The sequence below is a fragment of the Gelidibacter sp. genome (genome assembly GCF_053579655.1).
In genome coordinates this window covers 1-17,504 of record NZ_JBMDWE010000041.1, presented here as the reverse complement: position 1 = coordinate 17,504, position 17,504 = coordinate 1, and the positions used below count along the sequence as shown (strand labels likewise).

Genomic DNA, 17,504 nt, shown 5'->3' with positions numbered 1-17,504 from the left:
TATCAGGTTCTTTAAGTCATTACAAAAAATCAAACCGCCACCTTTTGGCGTAGTGAGGATTTATCTTTGGAGGATTCAATGAAGAAATCACATTGAATTTGAAAAACAATCGCTACGATACCGATTTTTGAAAGTAATTCTATGAAACAGATACGTATTAATTTGACCGATGAGCAATATGAAAAACTGATGGCTAAGTTACAAAATGAAGCTCAAACAAACTTGGAACACGGCGCTTTATCTGGTTTTTCGATGACCTTAGAAGAAGCTTTTCCGGGCGTATCCTGGCTGACGATTAATATGAATGGCGCATTGGATTTAGGTGATGTGAATTGGGAAATTGTTTGATTGGTAAATCTTATCTTTGGAGTATTCCTTCTGAATAAATTGTTAGTTCAACTCATAACATGCCAAAAATAAAAATTAATACGTTCGGTGAAGGGATTGAAATACGGCGGCTGCATTTGGATCCGGAAACATATCTGCATTGGTCGACCATTGCTGCTAAAAGAAACCGTCCACTCACTGATTTGCTTTTAGATCCTTTCTTCTATTATGGATTAAAAGATAAAAAAATTAAAGAGCTGTCCGATATTGATGCGACTTTAATTTCTGGGATGCTGAACACTTCTAAAAGTCAAATTGAAATCTGGTTCAAACGACGAAAAGTTCTAAAAATTCAATCCAATGAACTATTTAATGACATGGTGTTATTTCCACTCTTCCAAGTAGAAAAGAACCTGACTTTTCTCTCCCAAGAATTAGATAATGGCATCTATGTGGTACAGAAAACGATTGGTTTATTGCGTTCAGAACAATTGGAAGTGACCAGTGAACGCTTATATGTTGATGATTTCACCTTTGCTATTGCCAACTATGAAACTGAACAATTCCTAACCGCTATTAGCTATCAAAACCAAAAGCTGAAGTTTATAAAAAGTGACACCATCATTACTTATCAAACGGCTTTTGAGTTGACACGTCAGACCTCACAGGTTTCAAAAACCTGTGAGGTCTTATTTCTTTAAAATGCAGTTTGGAATATTCTCGATTATTGGGCCTATTCAACTTTCCGTGGCACAACGAAACTGATAATAAAATTCGAATAAAACTCTTAAAGTATGTTAAAATAGAATCAACTTCTATGCTTCTGAATTTAAAAAAATTAGATTTGTGAATCAGGAAGATTTCCTTAATCTAAATTAAACCCCGCTTAATGAAAAAAAGACACTTTTTTTTCACACTTCTTATTTGTGGAATAATTGCGCTTGTTGTTTACAGGATTAGTTCAAATGCCAAAGCTAACAGTCCGAAAAATGCAAATAGAACCGCCAACGTCATGGGCGTTGAAGGAATGGTGCTGAAAGCCCAGACCTTTGCAGATAATATCAATCTTTCAGGAACTTTGGAGGCCAATGAAGACATTGAGCTTCGAAGTGAGGTTTCTGGGGTGGTCGAAAGTATCAAATTTGAAGAAGGTACAAAAGTGTCCAAAGGACAAGTGCTTTTCCATGTGAATGATGTGGAGTTACGCGCCCAATTATCTAAAGTAAAAACAGCTCAACAATTAGCTTCCGAAAATCAAAGACGCGCCAAGCTTTTATTGGATAAACAGGCTATAAGTCAAGAAGAATATGATGTGGCCAACGCCGATTTCGAATCTGCTCGTGCCCAATCTGATTTGATCGCCGCGCAATTATCAAAAACGACGGTGCGTGCACCGTTCTCTGGAACGATCGGTTTGCGATCCATTTCTAAAGGAACATATGTCACACCAGCAACCCCAATTGCTAATTTGGTCAATACAAGTCAACTAAAATTGACCTTTGCCATTCCTGAAAAATATGCTTCACAAATGAAAGTGGGAAGTCTGCTGACCTTCACTACGTCCAATTCTACGGAAGTACATACCGCTAAAGTTTACGCCATCGAGCCTCAGGTTGACATTGCGACGCGGACTTTGAAAATGCGGGCCATTACCGAGAATCAAGATGGAAAATTATATCCTGGAACTTTTGCAAACATAACCATGCCGCTTGAAGTTGTCAACGATGCGTTGCTAGTTCCTACAGAAGCTTTGATTCCAATACAGAATGGAAAGAAAATATTTATAACTGAAAACGGAAAAGCCAGGGAAGTTATCGTGGCAACCGGTACAAGAACAGCTACTGATGTGCGTGTGATTTCTGGAATTAAAGTGGGCGATACCATTTTAACTTCGGGTGTGATGTCGCTTAGAAACGGCACGCCAGTAAAAGTAAAATTAAAGAATTAATCAAGCTGATGAGTTTATCTACCTTAAGTATAAAGCGCCCTGTACTCACCATCGTGATGAATTTGACGATCATGCTTTTTGGGGTTATTGGGTTTACCTATTTGGGTGTTCGGGAATTTCCATCTATTGATCCGGCACAAATATCTGTCAGCACCAATTATGCTGGTGCCAATGCCGATATTATCGAATCCCAAATCACGGAACCACTGGAGAAAGCCATCAACGGGATTGATGGGATTAGAAATATTACGTCTTCAAGTAATCAAGGCTCTAGTAGGATTAGCATTGAATTTAATCTCGGTAAGGATATTGAGGAAGCCGCTAACGATGTGCGTGATAAAGTCTCACAGGCTATACGGAGTTTACCTCAGGATATCGATGCGGCACCAGTGGTCGCAAAATCGGATGCTGATTCGCGTGCCATTATTTCCATGACGGTTCAAAGTGATAATAAAAACATCCTAGAACTTACGGATTATGCCGATAATGTCCTGGCACAACGCTTACAAACCATTCCTGGTGTAAGTAGTGTGCAAATTTGGGGGCAACGTCGTTATGCGATGCGTTTGTGGATTGATCCCTTGAAATTGGCATCTTACGGTGTGACCGTTGCCGAAGTCAGACAGGCTTTATTGACGCAAAACGTGGAGTTGCCATCTGGTAAATTATCGGGAGCCAATACTGAATTGAGTGTAAAAACAATCGGGAACCTTTCAACGGAAGAGGAATTCAATGACATCATCATTTCGGCCGAGGGCGGAAAAGTTGTGCGTTTTAGTGATATTGGAAACGCGACCTTGGAAGCGGAAAATATGGAAACCAAGTTGAGTGATTCAGGGCAACCGATGATTGCTTTGGCTATTATTCCTCAACCTGGAACGAATTATGTGGCTATTGCAGACGCTTTTTATGCGGAATTTGAAAAAATGAAGGAGGATTTGCCGGCCGATTTTAAGCTGAATGTCGTTGTTGATGATACCTTGTTTGTCAAACGTGCGATCACGGAAGTGGTTGAAACTTTAGCCATTTCGATAGTGTTGGTGATTTTGGTCATTTACTTGTTTTTCAGAAACTGGTCGATGGCGTTGCGTCCGTTGGTGGATATTCCGGTGTCGTTGATTTCCACCTTCTTTATTATGTGGATGTTTGGATTTTCGATTAATGTCTTGACGCTTCTTGCGATTGTATTGGCCACAGGTTTAGTGGTGGATGATGGGATTGTGGTCACAGAAAATATTTACAAAAAAGTAGAGGAAGGCATGTCGCCCATTGAAGCGGCGATAAAAGGATCCAATGAGATTTTCTTTGCGGTTATTTCGATTTCAGTCACTTTGGCGGCCGTGTTTTTACCAGTTATTTTCTTGGAAGGATTTGTCGGTCGATTGTTTAGGGAATTTGGCGTCGTCATTGCTTCGGCGGTCATGATCTCGGCGTTTGTATCCTTGTCCTTAACGCCAATGTTGAATGCGTACATGATGAAACCTGGGAAACAAAAACGTTCTAAGTTTTACAATTTTACCGAACATTATTTTGTGAAAATGAATAATGCCTATGCGAATTCATTAGGTAAATTTATGACTAAGAAATGGTTGAGCTTCCCAATTTTGGTCGTGTGTATTGTGATGATTGGGGTGTTTTTCAGCTTACTTCAAAAAGAAACGGCGCCATACGATGATCGTAGTTATATTGGTCTAAATGTCACGGCACCGGAAGGCGCATCCTATGAGTATATGGATCGGTTTATGGATGAAATGACCGAGTTGATCAATGATTCCATTCCGGAAAAGAAAGTGAGTTTGATCATTACTTCTCCAGGTTTTGGATCTTCCTCGGTAAATAGTGGCCGTGCTACAATTTCATTGGTGGATCCTAGCGAACGCGATCGTACGCAAAAGGAAATTGCTGCCGATCTTGCCCGCTGGACCAGAAATTATGAAAATGCCCGTGTGAGTGTTTCTGAAACGCCAACCATTGCGGTAAATAGAAGAGGAGGGATGCCAATTCAATACATTATCCAGGCGCCGAATTTTGAAAAACTTCAAGAGAAAATTCCGGAGTTTATGGTAGAAGCCGAAAACAATCCGGTTTTTGCCAATACGGATGTGAATTTGAAATTCAATAAACCTGAAATCTACGTCACGATTGATCGAAATAAAGCGAAAAGTTTAGGTGTTTCTGTTTTGGATGTCGCGCAAACGCTACAGTTATCTTTAAGCGGACAACGATTCGGATATTTCATGATGAATGGAAAACAGTATCAAGTGATTGGACAATTTGATAAAAAAGATCGCAACGAACCGATGGATCTGAAATCGATGTACGTGAAGAACGATAAAGGTCAATTGATTCAAATGGACAATTTAGTAACTACAGAAGAACATAGTAGTCCGCCGCAATTGTATCACAACAACCGTTATATGTCGGCTACGGTATCGGCAAGTTTAGCGCCGGGGATGAGCATTGGCGATGGTATTGAAGCCATGGAAAGTATCCGGGCCAAAGTATTGGACGATTCTTTTACCACTGATTTAGGTGGCGAATCCCGCGATTTTGTGGAGAGTAGTTCCAACACGCTTTTTGCTTTCGGATTGGCATTGTTGCTCATCTTCCTGATTTTATCAGCGCAATTTGAAAGTTTTATTGATCCGTTTGTGATTATTTTAACGGTGCCTATGGCCGTCGCGGGAGCTTTGTTTTCGCTGTGGTTATTTGGACAGACCTGGAATATTTTCAGTCAAATTGGTACGATTATGCTTATTGGCCTCGTGACAAAAAACGGAATTTTGATAGTGGAATTTGCCAATCAACTTCGGGAGGAAGGGGTGCCTAAACATGAGGCCATACAGAAAGCTTCCGTATCTCGATTGCGTCCAATTTTAATGACCAGTTTAACTATTGCCTTGGGGGCGCTTCCAATTGCACTTTCCCTTGGCGCGGCATCTGTAAGTCGTATCGGGATGGGAGTCGTCATTATTGGAGGAACGATGTTCTCGCTTATTTTAACCTTGTTTGTTATTCCAGCAATCTATATGATGTGGTCTCGAGAAAGAAAACAACATCCAGAATTTGATAAAATTGAGAATTATGAAAGGGAGTAAATTATGGTCAGTATATCTGTGCGTATTTGTAGGGCATTTTTCCTTTCAAATACAGGCCCAAGACTTGCTGACGCTTGAAGAAGCTGTAAAAATTACGCTAAATAATAATTACGACATTCGTTTGTCAAACAATTCATTAAAAGCAGATTCTCTGGGTGTAAGTCCAGGGTTTGCGGGGATGCTCCCACGAGTTTTTGCTCAGGGAACCACCAGTAATAGCATTCAAAATATTTCTCAAACACGCTCGGACGGCAATGTTATCGAATTGGACAATGCCAAAAACAACAATATTAGTTATGGCGTTGGTTTGGACTGGACTATTTTTGATGGCTTGAGAATGTTCGCACGCTACGATCAATTGAAAGAACTTGAAAAATTAGGAAAAGCAGAACTGCAAAGCACGGTGTTGAATCGAGTGAGTGATGTAATGATTACCTATTATGATTTGGTACAGCAACAACAGCAATTAAGAGCTTTGGATAGCACCTTGGTTATTTCAGAACAGCGTGTGGAGCTTGCCGATAACCGATTTAGTATAGGTAAAGCTTCTAAATTGGAAGTGCTTAATGCGAAAGTGGATTTGAATACGGACAAGACTCTTCATATCAGACAAATTGAACGGTATATCAATACCAAAATCAGGCTGAATGAAATCATGGCGCGTGACACTAATATCGATTTCAAGGTCAATGATGAGGTATTGATTGCTACTGATTTGCAACTGCCCGAATTAGAACGTTTAGCAACCACTCAAAATCCAGACTTACAAGCGCAATTGATCAATAAACGGATTTCAGAATTGGAATTGAAGCAAATTAAAGGCAATCGTTTTCCTAGGATTTCGGCGACTACAGGCTATAATTTCAGCGATTCAGAATCGAGTTTGGGATTTACCACAAAAAATAATGCCCGAGGATTGAACTACGGATTTGCTGCCAGCATTGATATTTTCAACGGATCGAATCAGAATCGGAATGAAAAAATTGCAAAGCTTCAAATTGAAAACTCATCCATTGCCATAGAGCAGCAAACGCAAACTATAAAGTCGCAGTTGCACACCGCATTTCAGACCTATTTGACCAATTTGAGTTTGATTGATTTAGAAACCAACAATGAGGAAATAGCGAAAGAAAACCTTGATATTACCTTGGCTAAATATAAAATAGGAACCATTCCAACCATCGAGTTTAGAACGGCCCAACTGAATTATATCAACGCTACCTTGCGGTTGAGCAATGCCATCTACGAAACTAAATTATCAGAAGTTACCTTGAAACAGTTGGCGGGGAGTTTATCTTTACAGTAATAGAAATCTTTTCTTAGTTTTTTAGGAATACCATTAAGAAAATTAAACTTTAAAGAATTTCTATCAAATATCTTACGGTCTAGGTCTCTATATTATATGATCTTTTCGCCGAGCAACGGATGCTGAGCCTGTCGAAGTATCTAGATTCTTTTGTCTGATAAAAGTTTCTAAACCTTATGTTAAACCTCTCACAACCTATGGGAATTGTATGTCGTCCAATTTCTTTTATTTACCTTTGCAACTTGATTTTAACAAATGAAAAATATTTTTAACATTTTATTATAAGGGCATTCTGTATTTGCAACGTCTTGTTGGTAGAGAAGTTGCATCTTGAGTGTTTTTTCTGTTTTAAATATTGCTAATACCCTAATTAACACCATCAAAATGAGAAATATTTTACTTTACTTTTTATTGGTTTCATTAACATGGACAACGGCTAATGCCCAGGTTTTGGAGCCGGTAAAATGGTCAACTTCAGTCGAAAAAATCTCTGATACAGAGTACGACCTTATTGCAAGGGCTAAAATAGACAAAGGTTGGCACCTGTACTCACAGGATGTTCCTGAGGACGGACCAATTCCAACAACGTTTATCTACGAAACAGGTAAGGATGCTGAGCTAATGGGTAATACCATTGAAGAAAAAGGTGTTACAATCGATGATCCTGTTTTCAATATGCGGATCAAGTTTTTTGAGAATGCAACCGAGTTTAGACAACGGATCACTTTGATTAATAAGGAACTTTCCATAGTCAAAGGCGAAGTAGAGTTTATGGTCTGTGATGATATCCGCTGTTTGCCTCCTTCGTATGTTGATCTTAATTTTGATTTGAAAAATGCCAAGACCGTTACAGGTTCAGCGGCAGGTGGTGTTAATACTGGCAGCACTATCGATTTTCAAGATCCAAATAGCAAAGACGCAGTAGCTTCTACAAATGACACAAAGGTTTTAAACAGTAAAGAAGATTCAGGAACTGATCACTCAGGCCTTTGGACCATTTTCATATTAGGAATGGGCGCAGGTCTGATCGCCTTGTTTACGCCGTGCGTTTTCCCATTGATTCCAATGACCGTTAGTTTTTTTACCAAACAAAGTCAGAATAAAGCTCAAGGGGTTAAAAACGCCATAATTTATGGTATTTGTATCATCGTGATTTATGTGATTCTCGGAACAGGGGTGGTCGCCATTTTTGGTGCCAGTGCCATTAACGAGTTCTCGACGAGCGTGACGTTTAACCTCATATTTTTCTTTATTCTGGTTATTTTTGCGGTGTCGTTTTTGGGTGCTTTCGAGATTATGCTGCCAAATTCATGGGCTAATAAAATAGATCGTAAGGCAGATAAGGGCGGTTATACCGGTATCTTTTTTATGGCTTTAGCTTTAGCTATTGTCTCCTTTTCATGTACCGGACCTTTTGTAGGGAATATTATCGTGCTTTCTGCAACCACTGGTGGCCTTGCACCAATGATCGGAATGTTTGGTTTTGCTTTGGCCTTGGCCTTGCCATTTGGTTTGTTTGCTGCATTCCCAGGGTGGTTGAACTCCCTGCCAAAATCTGGTGGATGGTTGAACACGGTAAAAGTGGTTTTAGGATTCTTGGAATTGGCATTTGCCTTCAAGTTCTTATCGCAAGCCGATTTAGTGTTACAATTGCATTTTTTAGAGCGTGAAGTATTCATTGCTATTTGGATCGCTATTTTTGGAACCTTGGCTTTTTATCTTTTCGGAAAAATCAAATTGCCGCACGATTCTCCGTTGACTCATATTTCCGTAGGACGTTTAAGTCTGGGATTATTGGTGTTGAGTTTTACCATTTATATGATCCCAGGACTTTGGGGTGCACCTCTTAATTTGATCAGTGCGTTCCCGCCACCGTTGGATTATTCTGAATCGCCTTATGGTGTTGGTAACTCTAAAGGAGGAGGCGGTTTTGTGTCTAACGATGCTCAGGAACTTCCTGATGGCGCCCATCTTTTAGCACCACATCAAATTTTGGCGTTCAATGATTATGATAAAGGATTGGCTTACGCTAAGCAAGTTGGCAAACCAATTATGTTAGACTTTACAGGTTGGGCTTGTGTGAACTGTAGAAAGATGGAACAGAACGTTTGGCCAAATGACCAAGTGTTGAATATTTTAAAGAATGAAGTGGTATTGATTTCCTTATATGTAGATGACAAACGCAAACTTGAGGACGATGAGGTCATTGAATCTCAATTGAAGCCAGGAAAACAGATTAAATACATCGGTCAGAAATGGAGTGAATTCCAAACGATACGCTATAAAACCAATACACAGCCCTTTTATGCATTGATAGGACTTGATGAGGAAAACCTTAACGAACCTGTAGGTTATACGCCAGATGCTCAGGAATATTTGGAGTGGCTGAAAGAAGGTGTCGGCGCATTTCAAAAGTAATAATACTCTTTTATATTGAAAGGCGAAGAAGCTCAGTGATGCGTTTTTCAATTTAAGAACAGATGTTTATAACTACCAAAAACCACTTCGATTTTAACTGAAGTGGTTTTTTTGTTGGTCTCAAATTATGTTAAAGCCCCGCTGGAACGCTTGTCGGTCTGGAATGGCCCTTTAGTCCATAGCTGTTTAATGGACAAAATCCTAATCTAATTTTTGAATTAAACTGAAGGCTATTTGGTCTGGGATATCTAACTAATGACCATTCATAGAAAGCATTCGCTACAACAGATTGCGATACTTTAAGGTTGCCTTTTTAAGGTTGTCAGACATTGTTTTTAACCAGATCAATTGATTGGAAATTAAATAGGCTTCCTGAAGATGGTGTAAAGTTTCCGTATCGAGTTCGGTGTCGCCTTTTTGGATGTTTTCATCTCGAATTTTAGATAAGCTATGATAGGTTTGCATGAGTTTTTCCTGAGCTTTTTCAATATCCATGGTATTGATGGGAGAAATTGCCTGTACATTTTCTAAAATAGAACAGGAGGCTTGAAGAGTATTGCTAATAGTCCAAATTAAAGCGTCAAATTCCTTAGAGGCTGGCGTGGTTTGATGGTTGATTATAAAACTGCCAATGGAAGCAATGGCCGATACCATGGTTTGATTTAAGGTTACCATACCATAAATGAGCTGAAATTCTTTTTGCTTTGATTTTGGGTCTTGGGTCAATCTTTGGAATGCAGCATTCAAATTACTGATGGCTAAAAACGCTTCCTTTCTGGCCAGTTTATAACCGAGTTCATTTTCCTTTTTATCATAATACAACTGCTGGGTCGCCAAAAGGTACTTTCTGTTTTTTTCCAAAGCATCCACAAGCACGCTTTTCAAATTTAAGGCTTCCCAACTAGGCCATAAGGTGTAATTGGCAATCACGGCAATACTCGCACCAATAAGGGTGTCAATCACACGGAATTGGATAACCTGAAAGGCATCCGGATTGATGAGTGAGTACACAAAAACGATGTTGATGGTAATTAATGCTGCTGCTGATTTGTAATTTTGCTGTATCAAGGCAAATGATAAGGTCAGTGATATAATGGCCAAAACCGAATAGACGATCACATTTTGGGTTAGCAGCACAATGCCAATAGCAAAAGCGGCACCAATGAGGGTTCCAATAGTTCGGTCTTTTGAACGCTCTTTGGTCAATCCGTAATTGGGACGCATGATCACAATAAGAGTTAGGAGGATCCAATAGGTGTTTTTGACGTCTAACAGCGTTCCTATAACAAATGCAAACAGTAGGGTCACTGTAAGTCGGAGCGCATGACGAAAAATTGTAGAGTTGAAGCTGAGGTTTTCAATAATAACGTTCAAGCGATACTCTTGAAGCGTTAAAAAAGGACTTCTGTTCTGCCGTTTTAAGGATACTTTTGAAGCGTCATTAACATTCATCATGACCCTATGAATGGCATTGATTTCTTGAAAGATCAGTTCTTGGTAATCATATAAATTTCGAAGAACTAATCCACCTTCGCGTGCTTTTGGTAACTTGATATCTTCAATATAATTCGCAATGTTAGCTTTTACTTTTGATAGTGCCTTTACTAAGAAATCGTTATCAGGAATCTTGTTGTTTTGAATCAGTAAGTCAGACAAAGTCTTTAAGTGCTGGCTCATAGCGTTATTGAGTTTCTTCGAAGCCTTTAGATATTTTTTGTCTGCAAATAAACGATCGATCTCTGCATAATTTAGATGTTTTGCTTCAATAAGTTCAAAGATATTGACTGACGAAATAAAGATCAATAAGTGTTTTTCATCGTAATGTGAACGTCCAGATCGTTTGCGCTCCAATAACAGTAATTCTCTTAAAGTTTCATGTTTTTCATTGATATGATTTTGCAGTGCAAACGCCTGCTGCATGAGTTCTTGACGCTGTGTTTTTTTTGTCAACAAACGTCCTCTTAACTTCAAGTAGTCACTAATAAGAGCTAACGTATCCGATAAAAATTGAACTTCATCTTTTTTGGGAGCTAGTTTCCGGAATAGGAAAGACACTAACAAATACCAAAGTCCGCCGCAACCCATCAAAAGCACATGTTGTATAATGTCATGTGTGGTTTCTTTTTGAATTGCAAAAGCTAGCACCATGGCTAATAATCCAGAAAATGACACCATCGACGCCCTAAATCCATAAACAGAAATCAAGGACACACAAAAAGAAATCACAACTAGTGCTATAATTAAAAGCGGGAGGTAAGGCTTGCAAAACAGAATGACAGCTGTAATAATCATCGTTAAGGCAGTGCTGATTAATATGGCATTGACTTTACGTTTTAAACTGCCAGGAATATCTCCAGGAGCGTTTAAAAATGCCCCCATAACAATAGCATGGGCATACTCAAATTCACCAAAAAGATTGAAGACGATCAATGGTGTTACCACTGCAAACGTCAATCGGAGGCCTTTGTAAAAGTTGGAGCCTTTTAGGAAAATATCTATGGTTTTAAGTAGTGCTTTCAATTGTTTGAGTAATTACTTACAAAGGTAATCTAATTGATTTTCTCTAGTCTATGGTGACGTTATTTTAATGTTAATTAGATGATCCTTTAGTTTGAACAATGAATAGAAAACCACTTCTATTGAAGTGGTTTGTAGTTTTTTTTAATTATCTTTTATAGCTCATGATTTTCGATTAATCCTCACTGCCCCACGGAGCGCTTGGCGTATCCACTTCTTTAGATAGATCAAATTTTACCGAGAAATAGCGGTCCGAACCTACTCTTCGCAGGTTGTAGGTAAATGAACTGTCATCCAAAGTAATCCACCAAACATTGTTGGAAGCATAAGCTATTAAGTTGGATGTAAATTGATCGGCAGGAAAAAATTGGATATCGGCCAATCCTGTATTTGGACTGAGTCCACCGTATTGTGTCACGGCATCTTCTGATCCGTCTTTTAATCGATGGTCGTGCTTTAGCAGAATTAGATTATCGTTGCCCTTTGTAAGTACCCAAGTTCGGGATTTGTCATCGCCTACAAAAAATGGGATTCTGATTTCGTTTTCATTACAAGCGCGTACATGCATGACTAGTTTTTCGCCAGTAAAGCCATCACCTTCCTTTCCGCCAGCCGTGATTTGGCCTTCATAGGATTTACCGCAATGATTTTTTAGAGTATCCCAAAATTGAACAGATCCAGGTGCCTCCTGCGCCATCATATGGAACGGTACCACCAATAAAATAAAGAGAAGTTTTTTCATGGTGTCAAGATAAGAGTTTATTTGTTAAATGTGTCTTTTTTCCAATTCCTTGGATTGTTTAAAATGTATTCAGAAATTCTGTGAAATGCATTGTCAGATTTAATAATATGGTCGTGGAATAAGGGCTGCCAAACAAAATCAATCGTATTTATGGTTGCATAGGTTTTTACCGATGATTTATATCCGCGGATTATAGATGCCAAATTATTGGATTGTGGGCCGAATTTATTATTTGTTGATGGTGGTAGAGACGCAATACCTTGCGTCTCCTGTTCCCAAGATGCAATATTTACCGTATGTTGTATATACGCAATACCTTGCGTCTCCTGTTCCCCAGACCCAATATTTTGCTTTTGTTGTTGAGACGCAATATTTTGCGTCTCTACGGAATCCATGGGTTTATCAATAATGATAATCCCATGGACATGATTCGGCATAATCACATGATTCCCTAATTTCACGAATGGAAAATGTTTTGGAATGGATAACCAATTTTGGTTTGCGATTTTTCCGATTTCAGATAATTGCATTTGTAGAGACGCAATATTTTGCGTCTCCGCATTAAGAGACGCAATGTTTTGCGTCTCTACGATATCCCCGAAATAATGGATTCTATTTTTGGTGCAAATGGTTACAAAATAGGCGGCATTATTTCCATAATCCCAATTTTGTAAACGGGTGGATTCTATTCTATATTTATTTCTGAATTTTTCGGCCATCTATCTATGATATTTCATCTTTGTGGAGACGCAATACCTTGCGTCTTTAATATAATGTCTTGAATTTTTCATTTGTGGAGACGCAATACCTTGCGTCTCTAATTTTTCCAATTTCTGATAATTGCATTTGTAAAAACGTAATGTTTTGTGTCTCCGCATTAAGAGACGCAATATTTTGCGTCTCCGCATTAAGAGACGCAATGTTTTGCGTCTCTACGATATCCCCGAAATAATGGATTCTGTTTTTGGTGCAAATGGTTACAAAATAGGCGGCATTGCTGCCATAATCCCAATTTTGCAAACGGGTGGATTCTATTCTATATTTATTTCTGAATTTTTCCGGCATCTATTTGTGATATTTTGCATTTGTGCAGACGCAATACCTTGCGTCTTTAATATAATATCTTGCATTTGTGTGGGTGCAAAATTGCATTGGTGGAGACGCAATATTTTGCGTCTGTGGAGACGCAATACCTTGCGTCTCTAATCGAATCTCTGCTTTGGTGGAGACGCAATATTTTGCGTCTCTACTCCATCATCAAAACCAAATCATCCTGCATGACCATGGTCCCTTCCTTCAATGTCACGGATTTTATTGTTCCGGCTTTATATGCGGTTACGGTGGTTTCCATTTTCATGGCTTCAATTATAAATAACGGATCGTTTTCTTTGACTTTCTGACCACGTTTTACCAATACTTTGGATAAAGAACCTTGCAATGGCGCTCCAATTTGACTGGTATCTGCCGGATCAATTTTAGCGTTGGTTTCTTTTTTGACGTTAAGCGATTTGTCCAAAACTTCCACAAAACGGTTTTCTCCATTGACGGTAAAGAAAACGATCCTGACACCATCTTCATTAGGAATACCTACAGACAGCAATCGCACAATAATCGTCTTTCCGGGTTCCAGTTCAATGAGGATTTCTTCGCGCTGCTTCATGCCATAAAGGAAGTTTTTGGTAGGTACTAAAGCTAAATTTCCATAAAGCTTGTAATTCTCGTGCGCGTCTTCAAATACTTTTGGATATAAGGTATAGGACAAGAAATCTTCAATTTCGAGGGCTCTGGTAAATCCTTTTTGGAATTTCTTTTTGAAGGCTTCATATTCCACATCAAAATCGATGGGTTCTAAATGCGCGTTTGGTCTGTCGGAATACGCTTTGTGATTTCTTAAAATAATTTTCTGTAATTTTTTAGGGAATCCGCCAACAGGTTGTCCCAAATCGCCCTTAAAGAAATTGATGACCGATTCAGGAAACGAAATTTCCTCGCCACGCTCCATCACATCTTCTGGCGTCAAATTATTGGTTACCATAAAAATGGCCATATCGCCCACCACTTTTGAGCTTGGCGTCACTTTAATCAGATTGCCAAACATGGTATTGACCTTAGCATACATCTTTTTGACCTCATCAAACCGATCGCCCAAACCTAAGGCAATCGCTTGCGGACGTAAATTGGAATATTGACCGCCTGGGATTTCATGTTGAAATACTTCTGCCGTTCCAGCTTTCAATCCAGATTCAAACGGATAATACAGTTCGCGCGTATCTTCCCAAAAATTTGAGAATTGATTCAGCGAATTCATATCAAAATCATGTGCTCTGGGTTGTCCTTTCATCATTTCCACAATGGCGTTGAAATTGGGTTGCGAAGTCAATCCGGATAATCCGCCTAAGGCGACATCAATCACATCCACGCCCGCTTCAATGGCTTTGAGATAGGTGGCGGTTTGTAAGGATGAGGTATCATGCGTATGCAAATGTATCGGCAGCTTGATGGTGTCTTTTAAAGCGCCGACCAATTCGGTTGCCGCATAGGGTTTTAGCAAGCCTGCCATATCTTTGATGGCGATCATGTGGGCGCCAGCATTTTCAAGATCTTTCGCCAGTTGGGTGTAATATTTCAGATTGTATTTGGTTTCGTTTACATCCAAAATATTTCCGGTGTAGCTAATGGCTGCTTCGGCAATGCCACCTGTTTTGTTCCGGACAAAGTTGATGCTCGGTTCCATGGCTTTAACCCAATTGAGGGAATCAAAAATCCGAAAGAGATCGACGCCGTTTTCCCAGGATTTCTCAACGAATTTCTCAATCAAATTGTCGGGATAGGCTTTATAGCCAACGCCATTGCTGCCGCGAAGCAACATCTGGAATAAAATATTGGGTACGGCTTTTCGCAATTCGCGCAAGCGTGTCCACGGACTTTCATGTAGGAAACGTAAACAGACATCAAACGTGGCGCCTCCCCAAACTTCCATACTGAATGTATTGGGATGATTTTTCGCAAAGCTTTCAGCGACTTTCAGCATGTCAAAAGTTCGCATGCGCGTGGCTAACAACGATTGATGCGCATCACGCATGGTCGTATCGGTATAGTGGATTTTTGTTTCGTTTTTGAGCCATTCACAAAATTTTTCTGGACCTAGTTCCGTCAGCATATCCTTGGTGCCTTTCGGATGTGGCGCGGCCAAGTTGAATTTCGGGACTTTCGGATTTCTGAAGACTTTAGTGTCATCTTTATATTTCACATCAGGATTCCCATTGACGATCACTTCTGCCAAAAACTGCGTGACTTTCGATGTTCTATCTTGTGGCAATTTGATTTTGAATAGGGAAGGCGTGTTCTGAATAAAATTGACCGTCACTTTTCCCTCCTTGAAAGTGTCATGGAGAATGACATTCTGTAAAAAGAGAATGTTGGTGTTCACCCCTCTAATTCGAAATTCCTTTAACGCACGCACCATTTTACGAACCGCGCCGTCCAGAGTTCTGCCATGTGCGGAGACTTTGACCAACATCGAATCAAAAAACGGACTCACACTATAACCTTGGTAAATACTTCCGGCATCGAGACGGATACCCATTCCTGAAGCACTTCGGTAAGTCGTTATGGTGCCATAATCGGGTGTGAAATTATTACTGGGATCTTCGGTAGTCAATCGGCATTGTAAAGCAAAGCCGTATGTTTTTAAGGATTCCTGTTCGTAAATCTTTATTTGTTGGTCGGAAAGTTTGTAACCGCCAGCGATGAAAATTTGGGTTTTTACCAAATCGATGCCCGTAACCATTTCAGTAACGGTATGTTCTACCTGAATTCGCGGATTGACTTCAATAAAAAAGACGTTATCATCTTTGTCTACCAGAAATTCAACCGTTCCGATGTTGTTATAGCTGACTTCGGTAGCAATATCAACCGCATATTTATACACGGCTTGTTTGACTGATTCTGAAACATTATAGGAAGGTGCAATTTCCACTACTTTTTGATGGCGGCGTTGTACCGAACAATCGCGTTCAAATAAATGGCGAATGTTTCCGTGATTATCGGCTACAATTTGTACTTCGATATGTTTTGGATCTTCCACATATTTTTCCAAGAACATGGTATCATCGCCAAACGCATTTAAGGCTTCATTTCTGGCCGAATCAAAATTTTGTTCTAAGTCTTCATCTTTTCTGATAATGCGCATCCCACGTCCGCCACCACCCGAAGCAGCTTTTAGCATCAACGGATACCCAATGGCGTTGGCTTCTGATAGGGCGACTTTTAGAGAGGATAGTTTCTTTTTATTGCTTTGGATAATCGGTACATGGCATTTAACAGCAATTTTCTTTGCCATAATTTTATCGCCCAAAGCATCCATAACTTCTGGGCTCGGACCGATGAAAATAATGCCGTTATTAGCACATTTTCTCGCAAATTCTGAGTTTTCGGAAAGGAAACCATAGCCAGGATGAATGGCATCACAGTTTTTGGATTTTGCTAAAGCCACAATTTCATCCATATCCAAATACGGTTTTAAAGGCTGATTGTCCTCACCAATTTGATAGGATTCATCTGCCTTATTGCGGTGTTGCGAATAGCGATCTTCATAGGTGTAAATGGCCACCGTCGCAATATTTAATTCCGTACAGGCGCGCATCACGCGAATGGCAATCTCTCCTCGGTTGGCAATAAGTACCTTTTTTATTTTCATTGGTTATGGTATTTAGCGATGATTCGTGGTTTACAAATAATTTTTGCAATCCTAAATAGTAGCCGTCGGCTATTTCTATCAAGGGCGTTTTTTGAAAAGTTGTCTTCTTGTTTAAATGCGATTACGTTCAGAAACTTCCACGATTACTTCGAAGGTAATTTTTAAATGATTCAAAAACAAAAAGTAAACTTCAAAATTGCTGGCGATCATATCATTAGTTGAAATTGAAGTTGAGTGTTTTGAATTAGAATAGCCTCGGCATAACAGCTGCTTTATAGGATTGTAACATTGAATTTTGCCCACAAAAAAACCACCTCGATTTCTCGAAGTGGTTTAGTTTCATTCATGAGATTAGCTTGTGCTGAATCTTTCTCAAGTTTAGCTTTCGCTGAACCTTTCTCAAGTTTAGCTTTCGCTGAACCTTTCTCAAGTTTAGCTTTCGCTGAACC

Annotated in this window: 11 protein-coding genes; 6 read left to right on the top strand and 5 right to left on the bottom strand. The window is 39.5% G+C overall.

Annotated features, from left to right (window positions below; genetic code table 11):
* Positions 1–141 precede the first annotated feature (141 nt).
* The 6 genes from ACOH2D_RS15970 to ACOH2D_RS15945 all read left to right on the top strand — a co-directional run bounded on the left by ACOH2D_RS15970 (position 142) and on the right by ACOH2D_RS15945 (position 9,097).
* Positions 142–348, top strand: a complete 207-nt coding sequence (locus tag ACOH2D_RS15970; protein ID WP_449535851.1) for a hypothetical protein — start codon at positions 142–144, stop codon at positions 346–348.
* Between the two features lie 59 nt (positions 349–407).
* Positions 408–1,028, top strand: coding sequence for a hypothetical protein (locus ACOH2D_RS15965; protein ID WP_449535850.1), 621 nt, complete (start codon positions 408–410; stop codon positions 1,026–1,028).
* Positions 1,029–1,216: 188 nt separating this feature from the next.
* Positions 1,217–2,275 carry an efflux RND transporter periplasmic adaptor subunit gene (locus ACOH2D_RS15960; protein WP_449535849.1) on the top strand — a complete coding sequence of 353 codons (1,059 nt, stop codon included), beginning with the start codon at positions 1,217–1,219 and terminating at the stop codon, positions 2,273–2,275.
* Positions 2,276–2,283: 8 nt separating this feature from the next.
* Positions 2,284–5,373, top strand: a complete 3,090-nt coding sequence (locus ACOH2D_RS15955; protein WP_449535848.1) for an efflux RND transporter permease subunit — start codon at positions 2,284–2,286, stop codon at positions 5,371–5,373.
* Entirely contained in the window at positions 5,360–6,679 is a 1,320-nt protein-coding gene (locus ACOH2D_RS15950; RefSeq protein WP_449535847.1) for a TolC family protein, read from the top strand. The genes ACOH2D_RS15955 and ACOH2D_RS15950 overlap by 14 nt, the downstream gene beginning before the upstream one ends.
* 384 nt (positions 6,680–7,063) lie before the next feature.
* The gene (locus tag ACOH2D_RS15945) at positions 7,064–9,097 is read left to right on the top strand and encodes a protein-disulfide reductase DsbD family protein (protein ID WP_449535846.1); all 2,034 of its coding nucleotides are present in this window, start codon (positions 7,064–7,066) and stop codon (positions 9,095–9,097) included.
* A 279-nt stretch (positions 9,098–9,376) separates the two neighbouring features.
* Here the strand turns inward: ACOH2D_RS15945 and ACOH2D_RS15940 are convergent, their stop codons facing one another.
* The 5 genes from ACOH2D_RS15940 to ACOH2D_RS15920 form a co-directional block, all read right to left on the bottom strand.
* Complete coding sequence (locus ACOH2D_RS15940; protein ID WP_449535845.1) at positions 9,377–11,617, bottom strand: FUSC family protein; 2,241 nt, start codon at positions 11,615–11,617, stop codon at positions 9,377–9,379.
* 172 nt (positions 11,618–11,789) lie between these two features.
* A complete protein-coding gene (locus ACOH2D_RS15935; RefSeq protein WP_449535844.1) occupies positions 11,790–12,356 on the bottom strand; it encodes a hypothetical protein in 567 nt (188 codons plus the stop codon).
* Between the two features lie 17 nt (positions 12,357–12,373).
* Entirely contained in the window at positions 12,374–13,075 is a 702-nt protein-coding gene (locus ACOH2D_RS15930) for a hypothetical protein (RefSeq protein WP_449535843.1), read from the bottom strand.
* A gap of 46 nt (positions 13,076–13,121) precedes the next feature.
* Positions 13,122–13,421 (bottom strand): hypothetical protein, encoded by a 300-nt coding sequence (locus tag ACOH2D_RS15925; RefSeq protein ID WP_449535842.1) that lies wholly within the window; start codon positions 13,419–13,421, stop codon positions 13,122–13,124.
* A 181-nt stretch (positions 13,422–13,602) separates the two neighbouring features.
* On the bottom strand, positions 13,603–17,055 hold the full coding sequence (locus ACOH2D_RS15920) for a pyruvate carboxylase (RefSeq protein ID WP_449535841.1): 3,453 nt from the start codon (positions 17,053–17,055) through the stop codon (positions 13,603–13,605).
* Between the last annotated feature and the right edge of the window lie 449 nt (positions 17,056–17,504).